General features: G+C 65.3%; 15 protein-coding genes. 3 read left to right on the top strand and 12 right to left on the bottom strand.

The window, feature by feature from the left end; translation table 11 throughout:
* The 9 genes from VF649_RS13800 to VF649_RS13765 form a co-directional block, all read right to left on the bottom strand.
* Positions 1–868: CHC2 zinc finger domain-containing protein (locus VF649_RS13800; RefSeq protein ID WP_331012535.1), on the bottom strand; the 868-nt coding region annotated here is incomplete at its 3' end.
* Positions 865–1,203: a hypothetical protein gene (locus VF649_RS13795; RefSeq protein WP_331012534.1), complete on the bottom strand. Its 339-nt coding sequence runs from the start codon at positions 1,201–1,203 to the stop codon at positions 865–867. The genes VF649_RS13800 and VF649_RS13795, both read right to left, overlap by 4 nt.
* Positions 1,200–1,505, bottom strand: a complete 306-nt coding sequence (locus VF649_RS13790) for a hypothetical protein (RefSeq protein ID WP_331012533.1) — start codon at positions 1,503–1,505, stop codon at positions 1,200–1,202. The genes VF649_RS13795 and VF649_RS13790 overlap by 4 nt, the downstream gene beginning before the upstream one ends.
* Positions 1,502–1,819 carry a hypothetical protein gene (locus tag VF649_RS13785; protein WP_331012532.1) on the bottom strand — a complete coding sequence of 106 codons (318 nt, stop codon included), beginning with the start codon at positions 1,817–1,819 and terminating at the stop codon, positions 1,502–1,504. The genes VF649_RS13790 and VF649_RS13785 overlap by 4 nt, the downstream gene beginning before the upstream one ends.
* Entirely contained in the window at positions 1,816–2,019 is a 204-nt protein-coding gene (locus VF649_RS13780; protein ID WP_331012531.1) for a hypothetical protein, read from the bottom strand. The genes VF649_RS13785 and VF649_RS13780 overlap by 4 nt, the downstream gene beginning before the upstream one ends.
* Before the next feature lie 211 nt (positions 2,020–2,230).
* Positions 2,231–2,437, bottom strand: a complete 207-nt coding sequence (locus VF649_RS15210; protein ID WP_414713683.1) for a helix-turn-helix transcriptional regulator — start codon at positions 2,435–2,437, stop codon at positions 2,231–2,233.
* 114 nt (positions 2,438–2,551) lie between these two features.
* Positions 2,552–3,367: a hypothetical protein gene (locus VF649_RS13775; RefSeq protein ID WP_331012530.1), complete on the bottom strand. Its 816-nt coding sequence runs from the start codon at positions 3,365–3,367 to the stop codon at positions 2,552–2,554.
* A 94-nt stretch (positions 3,368–3,461) separates the two neighbouring features.
* Positions 3,462–4,775 (bottom strand): integrase family protein, encoded by a 1,314-nt coding sequence (locus tag VF649_RS13770; protein ID WP_331012529.1) that lies wholly within the window; start codon positions 4,773–4,775, stop codon positions 3,462–3,464.
* A gap of 198 nt (positions 4,776–4,973) precedes the next feature.
* A complete protein-coding gene (locus VF649_RS13765) occupies positions 4,974–5,738 on the bottom strand; it encodes a ZIP family zinc transporter (protein ID WP_331012528.1) in 765 nt (254 codons plus the stop codon).
* A gap of 225 nt (positions 5,739–5,963) precedes the next feature.
* On the opposite strand from VF649_RS13765, the gene VF649_RS13760 reads away from it, so the two are divergent.
* Both VF649_RS13760 and VF649_RS13755 read left to right on the top strand, forming a co-directional pair.
* Positions 5,964–7,484, top strand: coding sequence for an ATPase domain-containing protein (locus tag VF649_RS13760; RefSeq protein WP_331012527.1), 1,521 nt, complete (start codon positions 5,964–5,966; stop codon positions 7,482–7,484).
* A complete protein-coding gene (locus tag VF649_RS13755; protein ID WP_331012526.1) occupies positions 7,484–9,463 on the top strand; it encodes an ATP-binding protein in 1,980 nt (659 codons plus the stop codon). The genes VF649_RS13760 and VF649_RS13755 overlap by 1 nt, the downstream gene beginning before the upstream one ends.
* A gap of 20 nt (positions 9,464–9,483) precedes the next feature.
* Here the strand turns inward: VF649_RS13755 and rnhA are convergent, their stop codons facing one another.
* From rnhA to ispH, 3 genes are read right to left on the bottom strand one after another with little or no spacing between them, the layout of a single operon-like run.
* Positions 9,484–9,948: a ribonuclease HI gene (rnhA, locus tag VF649_RS13750; RefSeq protein WP_331012525.1), complete on the bottom strand. Its 465-nt coding sequence runs from the start codon at positions 9,946–9,948 to the stop codon at positions 9,484–9,486.
* A complete protein-coding gene (gene thrB, locus VF649_RS13745) occupies positions 9,945–10,907 on the bottom strand; it encodes a homoserine kinase (RefSeq protein ID WP_331012524.1) in 963 nt (320 codons plus the stop codon). Before thrB ends, rnhA begins: the two co-directional genes overlap by 4 nt.
* A 27-nt stretch (positions 10,908–10,934) precedes the next feature.
* Positions 10,935–11,918, bottom strand: coding sequence for a 4-hydroxy-3-methylbut-2-enyl diphosphate reductase (gene ispH / locus VF649_RS13740; RefSeq protein WP_331012523.1), 984 nt, complete (start codon positions 11,916–11,918; stop codon positions 10,935–10,937).
* 89 nt (positions 11,919–12,007) lie between these two features.
* Here ispH and VF649_RS13735 point away from each other — a divergent pair, with 89 nt between their 5' ends.
* Positions 12,008–12,646 carry a hypothetical protein gene (locus VF649_RS13735; RefSeq protein WP_414713684.1) on the top strand — a complete coding sequence of 213 codons (639 nt, stop codon included), beginning with the start codon at positions 12,008–12,010 and terminating at the stop codon, positions 12,644–12,646.
* Positions 12,647–12,652 lie beyond the last annotated feature (6 nt).

The raw sequence follows: 12,652 nt of genomic DNA, 5'->3' as shown, positions 1-12,652 counted from the left end.
GCCCCGCCGCATCGTTGTCACCCGCAAGCATAATCTCACGGACGTGCGCCGGCAGTTCCAACCGGGACAGGAGCGCCGTTCCGCACGTTGCCAGCACAGGACGGCCGGGGATGCCCTGTGCGAGCGTCAAGCTATCCTCGGCCCCTTCGACCGCGATCACGCCGGCCGCGCCGCCCAGATCGTGCCCAGACGCCCGAAACGCCGATCCCACGATGACGCCGAGGGACAGCTTTGGCTTAGGCACCGCCAGCTTGCCCTTGCCATCCTCGCGCAGATAGATGCGCTGGACACCAACCACCGAGCCGGCACCGTCCTGCAATGCGCAGACCATAACGGGGACGTTCGTAGCGATGACCGTGCCGGTTTCCTGATCCCGATAGTCGAGACGCGCAAACCGGACGGTATCGGGCAACGGTGCCATGATGCCGCGGAACCGGGCATAGACCTCCGCCAGTGTGCCGACCGGAGGCACCGCGCGATCCCAGACGCGCCGACCCGACTGGATGCGCCGCGCTGTAGCCTCCGCCGCCTCCTGCCGGCGCTTCGTCCGATCCTCGTCGGAGATGACGGGGGAGTCGTCGCCGGTCAGCGCTTCGAACGCCTGTTGGAAGGTCAGGCCCTCAGCCTTCGTAAGGAACGTCATGGCGTCACCGCCAGCGCCGCACCCGTGGCAATGATAGGTGCCCTTGTCGTCGTTCACTTCGAAAGACGGCGTCCGGTCAGGGTGGAAGGGGCAAAGCCCGACCTTCTCCTGTTTCCCCCGTGGCTTCAGCTTTGTCTTGCGGCCGATAATATCGGACAGCAGGTGGCGGGACTTGGCGTCATCAATCGCGCGCCGAAAGTCATCGTTGCTCAAGCGGGCGTTCATTGCGCGCCTCCGAACATGGCCGGGCCATATAGGATGTCGTCCAAGCCCATCGACCGGCGGAACCGGTGGTGCCAGAACGCAGGCGAGGATGGCGGATAGGGGATAGGGGTTGCCGGCCGCTGGTGCGGCTCGACCAGCACCGGAAGGCCAGTCGTGTCCGCGACTTCAATCGCATAGGACATGGCCCCAGCGAACGACGCAACGCCACTGGCCAGTCCTTCCAGCGACTCGGCCGGGGCCTCGTCACCACGCAATGCGACGTGCCACTGATCCGGGTTAAGCTGCTCGACGACCAGCGCGCGAGCGATGATGTGGGGAAAGCTATCGATCTTCATACGTCATCCCCCGCGGCTGGCATTTCCGACCGGTCGACGACGAATTGATAGACCTCCGGATGGCGGTGGACGGCGGCGTGTGCCCGGCTGCGGGCTTCGGTTGCCGTGGCGTATTTATGGAAGAACGCTTCCGCCCCAGCCGTATCGCGAGGCCAGAGCCGGACGCCGAACGTTCCATCAGGTTCGGGATCGATCGTGATGGCCTTGCGGCGCGGATGCAGGCCCAAGAACGGATCGCGCTTGGCTTTTCGCGCAAGAGCGATAGGCCGCGCGGCGGCGAAGCGGATTACGGTGTCGCTCATGCGGCACCCCCGATCGCGACCCAGACGATCGCGCGCTTGCCGTTCGGGTTGTGGCGACGCCGGCCGCTGTCATCGATCAACCCGAGCTGGCGCAACTCAGAGGTTCTGGGTTGCGCGCTGGCCCGGTCAACCTTGATCCCGTCCGCAATTTCGACGGTCGTTGCACCGTCAGCGCCCTTGGCCCTGATCCACGCCAGCACCGCCCGTTGGAGGCGTGCCGTAACGGAGGCGATGGCGTCCGCCGCTTCGATCGAGGTGTCCACACCACGATGACCGGGGGTGGATGAGTACATATCGGGTTCCGAATAGGTCATGCCGCATCCCCTTCCAATTCAGGTAGGCCGTGCTTGTCGAGCAGCACGCGCAGCCAATTCGATTGCTTTTCGGACAGCGGGTTGCTGTCGAACGCGATGCCGCCGAGGAACTGGCCTTCTCGAGAACGGAGGGCTGCTCCGCTGGTCAGGAGGGCCATGGCGGCGGCGCGGTGGTCGGTGAAGGGTGTTGCATCAGGCATGGGCGTCACTCCAGGCGAACGCAGCGACCAGCCGAGCGCGACCCGTCGTCAACCCGCAGGCCGAGACGAGGAATTGAACGCGCGCGGTGGTGGTGCTATCTGTGGATTCGCAGTCGTTTTGTGTTTCCAGAAAGGTCCGTCCCGTTGCACCGGGGCGGGCTTTTCGCTTAACGGGCTTCGCTACCCGTGGCGTTGCAGCCGCCATAGCGGATCAAGCTGCGACCAACTGAGAGGTAGACGTGACGCACGGCTGAGCAGAAAGCCACGCCCGAACGTCGCTCCGACGATAGCGAACAAGATGGCCGATCTTGATGAAGGGGGGACCGTCGCCAGTCAGCCGGGCTTTATCCCACCGGCTCTTTGGGGTCTTGGTTTCTGCCGCCAGTTCGTCCGTGGTCAGCAATTCATCTGGGGACATTGTGAGGCTCCGCGATAGAGCGCCGCATAGGTGCGTCGCGGATACCTATTGAAAGCAGAAGAAATGCGGCTTCAACGACTGAAAAACGACGTTTCGTTTAAATCAAACGTCGTTTCATTTGCTGGGCCTCCTCCCTGCTCGCCCGTCCTTCATTAGCGCCTCAATCTCCTTCTTGTACGGCGCAATCCCGTAGGCGGTGTCCCATTCTCTATCGACATCGTCTTTTGTCAGTTTGCGCTTAACTATTCCTTGCTCCTCCAATGCAGCAGCGACCCGGCGCATCTCGTCTATTTTGAGGCGAGGAGGATGATCGCCAAATGAGGCTGGTACGTTTTCTTCTGACGCCTCCTCAAACGTAAACACCTCCTGATCTTCGTTACTTCCTATCAGGCCAATAATCTTGTCCAGCCCAACGGCACTGACAAAGATCCACTGATGATCTATTGCCATTACTCCGCCCATTGGGTGCCGCCGGTCCAACCGGCAATCGCAGAACCGCCCTTCGAGATGGTCTGCGTTCCACCAGAACGGCGGGCACGGCAACATTTCTCCAGTGGGATCGTGCCTAGTTGCGCTCCGAAGCCCGCCGGCCTGCAAATAAACCGTCAGGCTTTCGTAAACGTCTTCGCGGCGCTTCACGTCGCCTTGATAAGGTGCGGTGCGCCGCATGTATTCGATGACACCCCCACCAAGCGACGCACCCAAATTCGGGGAGGTCGCACAGGAAGCAGCTAAGCTGGGAGGTCGCGCAGCAATGGCCAAGAGGTCAATGCCCGGTTCACTGCCCTTCCATTCGTCAGGGTAAAGCGCCTTGCCTATTTGGCGGATCGCTCGCCCTAAGAAAATCCAGCCCACAATATCTTTCGGCCACTTGTTCTCTCGCCCTGCATCCCAGAACGTCGGTTTTGCTTGATGCCCAAACATGCCCATATCAACGCCTCCCAGCGCGTCCGCAAAGTCGTGGGGCGGCAGGCTGGGCGGATAACCAGCCGTTCGGGAGCTACCCTAGCCGCCCCACTCTCGTTCACGCTCGACGGGCGATCGGAACCACGTTGGGTGCAGCGTCGGCCGCACCGATCAGATCGACGAGAAAGCCTGCCCAGGCGTCCAGCGCCTTGCGCTTCTCGTCCGTATAGGCGTGCAGATTGTAGACACCCCGGATGCCGGCGGTTTCGCCAGACCGGTGATTGATGACCTTCTCGGTTACTTCAATCGGGATGCCGAGCGCCTGCATCTGCGTCGTGCCCGTGCGGCGGATGTCGTGGAAGCGCCACGGCGGCAGGAACGCCAGTTCGCGTTCCTCGCCCAGCGCGTCGGCGCGAGCGTCCGCCATCTTCTGAAGGATGGGCAGCATCAGCTTATCAAGCCGGGCCTTTGCCTTGCTGAACCCGGAGATTGGCGTTTCCCCGGTTGTCGTGAAGACAAACCCTTTCCGCTTCCACGGCTTCTTGTCCGCGCCTGCCTCTGGCGCAGGCCCCATCGCCAAGGCGTCCAGTTCCGCAATCGCAAGCGCGCTTAGCGGGACGAGGTGGTCATCCTCATTCTTCACTCGCTCGCCAGCCTGCCGCCACATGCCATGCATCTCGGAAACTTCCGCCCACGGCATCTCGCCGACCTCGCTACGGCGCTGCAAAGTCACGACCAGCATTCGGACGAACGGGCCAAACTGCTCGCCCAGCCCGTAGGACGCTTTCCACATCGCCACTATCTCGTCCGGGGACATGATCCGCTTACGCGCCTTGACGGCCGGCGGAGCGCCTGGAACCGGGGAATGCTTCAAGTCGCCGCGGTCGACAGCCCAGGCGAACAGCTTGCGCACAACTGCATGGGTGTTTCGGGCAAGCGCCGGACGGCTGCGCAGCTTGTCGATAGCCGCGGCTATTTCGTGCTTCTCGATACGGGGAAGCGCCCTGCCCTTCAGATGCGGTAGAACATGGCGGACCAGTTGTTGCTTGCCGTCCGCCCAGCTATCCGCCCACTCGATCTTTAGATAGCCGTCCGTGAAAGCCTCGATATAAGCCCCAAACTCAAGGTCCACAGTTTCCCGCTGGCGCTTGCGTGCAGCCAATACCGGGTCCCTCCCCTGCCGCACTTCGATCAGCAGCGATTGCGCATGGTCGCGCGCCTTCTCGGGGGTCCATGGCGATCCGTGCTGTCCGATCGTCACCCGGCGCGCCGGCATCCCCTTCATGCGGTACTGCACCACGTAGGATTTAACGCCCTTTGGGGTGACGCGGAGGCCGAACCCTTTCAGATCCTGATCCCAAAAATAAGCATCTCCGGCAGCAGGCACGGGGGCCGCATCAACCGCACGCTTTGTGATCTTCAGCCCGGCCATAATCACTCCGCTTAATCGCCACGTAATCAATACAACCGAAACGAGGTGAGGCCAACGGAAACTTACGGGCAGACGTAGCGGACGAAAGTCACGGAAACAGGCGAGTTAGCGACACCATCCGAAATTGACGGAAGCGCGGACCATCAAACTCTTAATCAGCGGGTCCTTGGTTCGAGCCCAAGTGCGTCCACCATCTTCTCACCCTCCCAGCTTCGTCAAAACGAACGCCAGCAGGAAGCCGGTGACGGCGATCAGGCCGGAATAGTTGTGGGCGCTTTCGGTCGCTTCGGGGATCATGGTGTCGACCAGCATGGCGAGGATGGCGCCGGCTGCGATGGCGGTGACGGCGGCGATCAGGTCGGGGCTGCTGCCGGCCAGTGCGACATTGCCGATCATCGCGGCCAGCCCGGACAGGAGCGCAATGCCGCCCCAGACGCCGAAGATATAGCCGGCCCCCCGCCCCGCCTTCTTCATGCCGGCCGCGCTCGACAGGCCTTCGGGTATGTTGGACAGGAACACGGCGGCCACCGTGACGATGCTGACGCCGCCGCCGGCAAGCAGGCTGACGCCGATCACCACCGATTCCGGAATGCCGTCCAGCAACGCGCCGATCGCGATCGCCAGCCCCGAATCATCGCCGGCCGCCGGCTGGCTCTCCGCCGGGTTGGACCCGGAGCGCTTGCGATGGCGCGCACCGCGGCTGGATACCATGATGTTCGCGGCGGTGTAGACGATCGCGCCGCCCAGAAACCCGGAGGCGGTCGCATCGAACCCCCCGCGCCGGAACGCCTCGTCCATCAGGTCGAACGCCACGGCGGAGATCAGCACCCCCGATCCGACCGCCATGATCGCGGCAATCAGCCGCTGCGGAAGCGCGATCCAGTACGCGATCATGGCACCCAGCAGCAGCGCGGATCCGCCCACCAGGCCCCAGAACCCCGCCGCGATCACCCCCGATGTCATCATCACCCTCGTCACTGACCTGTCGGCTCTACGATCCGTGCTCCGGATCGTTGCAGCACCAACCGCCCAAGCCGCTGTGATTTCAGGAGATTTGTTTCGCATCCGCAATCTCTTTTTTGCGGCTGGCGGGATCGTGGCACTTTGCGCGGGATCGGCCGTTGCTTAAACGACGATGGTTTTTGGACGCCGGGGATCGCACCGCATGTCCGAACATAGGAACCGCATGTGCCGCTAGACGATGACCGTGATGACCGTTTCGCCTCCACCGGAATTGTCGGGCTGGACGACATCCTGAACGGCGGGCTGACGCCGGACCGGCTCTATCTGGTGGAAGGCACGCCCGGAACCGGGAAGACCACGCTCGGCCTGGGGTTCCTGCTCGCCGGCGCCGCCGCGGGCGAAATCGGCCTGTACATCACGCTGGCGGAAACCGAGGTCGAACTGCGCGCCGTCGGGCGCACGCACGGCTGGTCGCTGGATCCGTTGACGCTGTTCGAGATGGTGCCCGCGGACGGTTTGGGCGAGGATCAGGAACAGACGTTGCTGCATCCCAGCGAGGTCGAACTGGGCGAGACGGTGCGCGCGATCATGGCGCGCGTCGATGCGGTCCGCCCCGCACGCGTGGTGATCGACAGCCTGTCGGAACTGCGCCTGCTCGCGCAAAGCCCGATCCGCTATCGTCGACAGATCCTGGCGCTGAAGCATTATTTCTCGACCCGGAAATGCACCGTGCTGGTGCTGGACGACAAGAGCGCGTCGGGCAGCGACCTGCAACTGCACAGCATCGCGCACGGCGTGCTCGCGCTGGAACAGACCCTGTCGGGCTTCGGTACGCAACGGCGACGGATGCATGTCGTGAAGATGCGCGGCGTCCGCTATCGCGGCGGCTATCACGACTTTGAAATCGCCCGCGGCGGTTTGCAGGTCTATCCCCGGCTGGTCGCGGCGGAACACCGCACCGATTATGATGATACGCCGATCTCGACCGGTTCGGCGGAGTTCGACTCGCTGCTGGGCGGCGGCCTGGTTCCCGGCACGGCCACGCTGCTGACCGGCCCCGCCGGTGTCGGCAAGACCACGGCCAGCGTTCAGGCCCTGGTCGCGACGCTGAAACGCGGCGAAAACGCATCCTATTTCCTGTTCGATGAACGGCAGCCGACCCTGCTCAAACGATCGGCGGCGCTGGGCATGGACCTCCACCCGTTCCTGGAAAATGGGCAGCTGCAACTGCGCGCGATCGATCCCGCCGAACTGTCGCCCGGCGAATTCGCGGCGGCGGTGCGCGACGCGGTCGAGGAGCATCAGGCACGGATCGTCGTGGTCGACAGTCTCAACGCCTATCTGCAATCCATGCCGAACGAGCAGTTTCTGGTTTTGCAGATGCACGAACTGCTGACCTATCTCGGGCAACGGGGCGTCGTCACCCTGCTGATTCTCGGCATGCACGGGATCATGGGCGACATCCGCGCCGATGTGGATCTCAGCTATCTGGCCGACACCGCTGTGCAGCTCCGCTATTTCGAGGCGTTTGGAGAGGTTCGCCAGGCGATTTCGGTCATCAAGACCCGAACCGCGCAGCATGAACGCACGATCCGGGAATTCCGGATCGATGCCGGCGGCATCCTGTTCGGTGCGCCGCTCCGCGATTTCCAGGGCGTCCTGACCGGCGTTCCCACCTTCTCGGGTGAAGGCCGCGCACTGCTCGCCAGCCGGATCGGGGAAATGGTCAGCGATCAGGCGCAGTGATGGAGGACCGGATCCTGATCCTCGCGCCGCGCGGGCGGGATGCGGTGATCGCATCCGATCTTCTCGCGCGGAATGATCTAACGGCCGACATCTGCCATGATCTGTCGGCCCTGGTGCGGGAACTTGATCGCGGGGTCGGCGCGGTGCTCATCACCGAGGAGGCGCTGGCCATGGAGGATCGCTCCACGCTGTCCGCCTGGGTCGCGGCGCAACCGACCTGGTCGGATCTTCCGTTCGTGGTGCTCGCCAATGGCGGCCGCGCGCCGCGCACCGCCACCGCGACCGGTCGGCTGGGCGACCTCGGCAACGTGGTCCTGCTGGAACGTCCGCTGCATGCCGAAGCGATGCTGGGCGCCGTGCGATCCGCCCTGAAGGCCCGGCGCCGGCAATATGAGGTGCGGGCGGCCGCCGCCACGCTGGAACAGGCGGTTGCCGAACGCACCAGCGAATTGGAGGCCGCGCGCGACAGTCTGGCCTTCGCCCTCGACGCCGCCGACATGGGCAGCTGGGACATGGACCTCGTCACCGGCGAGACACGACGCACCCTTCGCCACGATGCGATCTTCGGCTACTCGGAAATGCAACCCAGCTGGACGGTCGATCATCTGCTCAGCCATGTCGTGCCAGGACAGCGGGCGGCGGTCGCGGCCGCGTTTGATCAGGCGATCGCCACCGGCACGCTGGATGTCGAATGTGCGATCATGGGCGCCGATGGGCAGGCGCGCTGGATCACGAAGAAGGGCCGGGTCCGCTATGACACGGACGGAACCCCGCTCTGCCTGACCGGTGTCGTCACGGACGTCACCGACCGCAAGGAAGCCGACGCGCAATTGGCGCAGGCGCAGAAAATGGATGCGATCGGTCAATTGACCGGCGGTGTCGCGCATGATTTCAACAATCTCCTGACCCCGATCGTCGGCAGCCTCGATCTCGTCCGCCGTCGCCACAAGGATGACGAACGGACGCAGAAGATGGTGAGCGGTGCGTTGCAGGCGGCCGAGCGCGCCGCCACGCTGACGCAGCGCCTGCTCGCCTTCGCCCGTCGCCAGGCGCTGCAACCCCGCGCCGTCGATATCGGCGCGCTGATCGACGGCATCGTCGACCTGATCCGCCGGTCGCTTGGCCCGACGATCAAGGTGGTGCTGGAAGTGCCGGACGACCTGCCGTCCGCGCGCGTCGATCCCAACCAGCTCGAACTCGCTCTGCTCAACGTCGCCATCAATGCGCGCGATGCCATGCCGGGCGGCGGGCGGCTGACCATCACCGTCGGCAGTACGACTGCGGCGGAGCGCAATCTGCTGGATCTCGCGCCCGGCCGTTATGTCCATGTCCGCGCCGCCGACACCGGCACCGGCATGGACAAGGCGACGCTGGCCCGCGCGACGGAGCCCTTCTTCTCGACCAAGGGCGTCGGCAAGGGCACCGGGCTGGGCCTGTCGATGATCCACGGCCTTGCCGCGCAATCGGGCGGGACGTTGCGCCTGTCCAGCACGCCCGGCGAGGGCACGTCGGTCGAACTGTGGCTACCCGCGACCGATGAAGCCGCCAATCGCGACACCGGGCGGTCCGCCGAGCCGATCACGGCGCGCCGCGCGGCGACGGTGCTGCTGGTCGACGATGAGGAGATCGTCCGGTTTGCCACCGCCGACATGCTGCGCGACATCGGCTATTCGGTGGTGGAGGCCAGTTCGGCCAGCCAGGCGATGACGGCGCTGCGGTCGGGGGTGGAGGTCGATCTGATCGTCACCGACTATCTGATGCCGGCCATGACCGGCGCCGCGATGATCAACGAGTTGCGCGCCACCGGCATTCGCCTGCCGGCGCTGCTCATCACCGGCTATGCGGCGGCTGGTGAGGATGTTCCGCCGGACGTCCCGCGCCTGGCCAAGCCGTTCCGCCAGGTCGATCTTGCCGCCCGCGTCGATGAACTGCTTCGCCGCCAGCTACCCGGTCGCGCCCGGCTGCGCGCCGTGGAATGAACCGGCCGCCGCACGATCGGTCAGCCAGGGCGTCGGGCGTTCATCGCGGCATTGGACGCCAGCACATCGGCGCGTTCATTGTCGGGGTGGCCGGCATGACCCTTCACCCATTTCCACTCGATCCGGTGGCGTTCGGATGCCGCGACCAGTGCCTGCCACAGATCGGCATTCTTCACCGGCTGGCGCGCCGCAGTCTTCCAGCCATTCTTCTGCCAACCCTTGATCCACTTGGTCAGCCCGTCCATCACGTAACGGCTGTCGGTTGACAGGACGACGTGGCACGGTCGCGTCAGCGCCTCCAGCCCGCGGATCGCCGCCATCAATTCCATGCGGTTATTGGTGGTCATCGCCTCGCCACCCGACAATTCCTTTTCCTTGCCGCTCGCGCGGATCAGCGCCCCCCAGCCGCCCGGCCCGGGATTGCCCTTGCACGCGCCGTCGGTCGCGATCTCGACGGTGGTGAGCTTGGATGGATCGGTCGTCATACAGGAAACAGCGCTTTCGCCGGCCGGTCGCGATAGGCATCCATGCGACGCACGAACGCCGCCGGATCCTTGCGCGTCACCAGCGCGTCCGCAGGCGTGTTCAACCAGTCCCACGCCCGGGTCAGCGCGAACCGAAGGCACGCACCCCGCGCCAGGATCGGCAGCGCCGCACGCTCCGCCGCGCTCAGCCCGAACCGCGCTTCATACCCCGCCAGCAGCGCCGCCGCGCGATCGGGGTGGAACCGCGCGCCGTCCGCGTCGAAGCACCAGGACGCATGCGTCACCGCCACGTCCAGCGCGCGGATGTCCGTGCAGGCAAAGTAGAAATCGATGATGCCGGTCACGGCGTCGCCCAGCATCAGCACATTGTCGGGAAACAGATCGGCATGGACGGTGGCGATCGGCAATGTCGATGGCCAGTGCGCATCGACAAACTGGCGCTCCGCCGTGATCCGGTCCTGCAATCCGGGCAGGATGCAGTCCAGATCGGCCCCGCAACGCAGCGCCAGCGCGTTCCAGCCGGCAATCCCCAGCGCATTGTCCCGCCGCGGTGCGAAATCGCGCAGCGCGACGTGCAGATTGCCCAGCGCCTCGCCTGCGGCATGCGCCTGTGCCACCGTCGGATGCGTTACCGACACGCCGGACAGAAATTCGATCAGGCATGCCGGCCGTCCCGCCACCTGCTGCAACTGCGCGCCGGTCCGGTCGCGGATCGCGCGCGGCACGGGCAGCCCGCGATCGGCGAGATGATCCAGCAGGCGCAGGAAGAACGGCAGGTCGTCGGCATCGACCCGTTCCTCATACAGCGTCAGGATGAAGCGCCCACCGGTCGTATCGACCAGGAAATTGCTGTTCTGCACGCCCTCCGCAATGCCCTTGGCGGACAACAAGGTGCCGACGTCGTAGCGCGTCAGCAGGGCGCTCATCGCCTCGGCGGAGACGTTGGTGAAAACGGCCATCAGTCGCCCCCTGGCGTCGGTACGGGATCAGGCGGTTTCCAGGCTGCGCGGCAGCTTGAACACCATGGTCTCGCGCACGCTTTCCGCTTCACGCTCCTCGACCGTGAACCGCGTCGCCAGATGATCGACCACCTCGCGTACCAGCACTTCCGGTGCGGAGGCGCCGGCCGTGATCCCCAGCGTGCGCACGCCCGCCAGCCAGTCGAAATCGATCTCCGCCGCGCGCTGGATCAGCCTCGCCTTGGTCCCGCCACGCTCGGCCACTTCGACCAGACGGAGCGAGTTGGAGGAATTTGGCGCGCCGATCACCAGCATCGCGTCGCAGGCCGCGCCGATCGCCTTCACCGCCGCCTGGCGGTTCGATGTCGCGTAGCAGATATCCTCGCCGCGCGGCGCCTGAATGGCCGGAAACCGCGCGCGCAGGATCGCGATGACCTCCGCCGTGTCGTCGACGGACAAGGTGGTCTGCGTCAGGAACGCCAGATTGTCGGGATCGGCCGGCGCCACCCGCTCGGCATCCGCGGCGGTCTCGATCAGGGTCATCCCACCATCGGGCACCTGGCCGAACGTGCCGATCACCTCCGGATGCCCGCCATGACCCACGAACAGGATGTGGCGTCCCGCCTCCACCAGCCGCTCGGCCTGGCGATGCACCTTCGATACCAGCGGGCAGGTCGCGTCCAGATAATAGAGGCCCCGCGCCGCCGCGTCGGCCGGCACCGATTTTGGCACGCCGTGGGCGGAAAACACCACCGGCACGCCGTCCGGAACCTCGTCCAGTTCCTCCACGAACACCGCGCCCTTCGCTTTCAGCGAATCGACGACATATTTATTGTGGACGATCTCGTGCCGGACATAGACCGGCGCGCCATGTTTCGCGATCGCCAGTTCCACGATCTGGATCGCACGATCCACCCCGGCACAAAAGCCGCGCGGCGCCGCGATCAGCAGGGCCAGGGGCGGCAACGCCGCCTGTGTGTCGGTCGGGGCGGAATGGGGCAGGTCAGGCATGGTCGCGCTGTACGCGATTGCTTGCCTGTCCGGAAGCCGGTTCCTATGATCGACCACCTGATGCCGTGTTCCGGAGTGACCCCTTGCGCCTGCTGACCCCCGTTCTTCTCGGCGCGATCGCGACCGTGTCCCTCTCCGCCTGCTCGTCCGCGGGGGAATTTGACGAGACGGGCGGTGTCCGGATCACGCGTTCCGCCTGCCCGGCGGTTGCGGTGCCGACCTATACCGGGGACGTCACCCTGTTCGATCCACCCGCCAGCCGGGACGCGCGCGCCATCGATGTGACCGCGACGATCACCAATCTGAAATCCACCTGCACCGGCCCCACCGACCCGATCCGCTCCACCGTGAGTTTCGACATTCTCGGCCGCCGCGCCACGGCCGGCCCGGCGCGCGATGTCACCCTGGCCTATTTCGCGACCGTCATCCGCGGGGGTACGGTCATCGTGTCGAAGCAGGTGAACCAGGCGGTGCTGCACTTCGCGGACGGGCAGCTGCGCGCCAGTGCCAGCGGCAGCGCCGGCGCCACCATCTCCGCGGCGGCCGCCACGCTCCCGCCGGAGGTGCTGAAGAAGGTGACACGCCGCCGGAAGCCCACCGATGCCGATGCCTCGATCGATCCGATGTCGGATCCCGTGACGCGCGCCGCCGTGCAACGGGCGAGCTTCGAACTGCTGGTCGGGTTCCAGCTGACGCAGGATCAGCTCCGCTATAACGCTACTCGCTGATCCGGC

It is taken from the genome of Sphingomonas sp., assembly GCF_036387535.1.
Taxonomy (GTDB): Bacteria; Pseudomonadota; Alphaproteobacteria; order Sphingomonadales; family Sphingomonadaceae; genus Sphingomonas_R.
The sequence above is the reverse complement of the archived record's forward strand: the minus strand, read 5'-3'. Positions and strand labels throughout refer to the sequence as shown.

What these genes read in the sequence shown, in the direction of transcription:
- VF649_RS13795 (WP_331012534.1), bottom strand. Translation starts at nt 1,203, where the DNA reads ATGAAGATCGATAGCTTTCCCCACATCATCGCTCGCGCGCTGGTCGTC.
- VF649_RS13790 (WP_331012533.1), bottom strand. Translation starts at nt 1,505, where the DNA reads ATGAGCGACACCGTAATCCGCTTCGCCGCCGCGCGGCCTATCGCTCTT.
- VF649_RS13785 (WP_331012532.1), bottom strand. Translation starts at nt 1,819, where the DNA reads ATGACCTATTCGGAACCCGATATGTACTCATCCACCCCCGGTCATCGT.
- VF649_RS13780 (WP_331012531.1), bottom strand. Translation starts at nt 2,019, where the DNA reads ATGCCTGATGCAACACCCTTCACCGACCACCGCGCCGCCGCCATGGCC.
- VF649_RS15210 (WP_414713683.1), bottom strand. Translation starts at nt 2,437, where the DNA reads ATGTCCCCAGATGAATTGCTGACCACGGACGAACTGGCGGCAGAAACC.
- VF649_RS13775 (WP_331012530.1), bottom strand. Translation starts at nt 3,367, where the DNA reads ATGGGCATGTTTGGGCATCAAGCAAAACCGACGTTCTGGGATGCAGGG.
- VF649_RS13770 (WP_331012529.1), bottom strand. Translation starts at nt 4,775, where the DNA reads ATGGCCGGGCTGAAGATCACAAAGCGTGCGGTTGATGCGGCCCCCGTG.
- VF649_RS13765 (WP_331012528.1), bottom strand. Translation starts at nt 5,738, where the DNA reads ATGACATCGGGGGTGATCGCGGCGGGGTTCTGGGGCCTGGTGGGCGGA.
- VF649_RS13755 (WP_331012526.1), top strand. Translation starts at nt 7,484, where the DNA reads ATGGAGGACCGGATCCTGATCCTCGCGCCGCGCGGGCGGGATGCGGTG.
- rnhA (WP_331012525.1), bottom strand. Translation starts at nt 9,948, where the DNA reads ATGACGACCGATCCATCCAAGCTCACCACCGTCGAGATCGCGACCGAC.
- thrB (WP_331012524.1), bottom strand. Translation starts at nt 10,907, where the DNA reads ATGGCCGTTTTCACCAACGTCTCCGCCGAGGCGATGAGCGCCCTGCTG.
- ispH (WP_331012523.1), bottom strand. Translation starts at nt 11,918, where the DNA reads ATGCCTGACCTGCCCCATTCCGCCCCGACCGACACACAGGCGGCGTTG.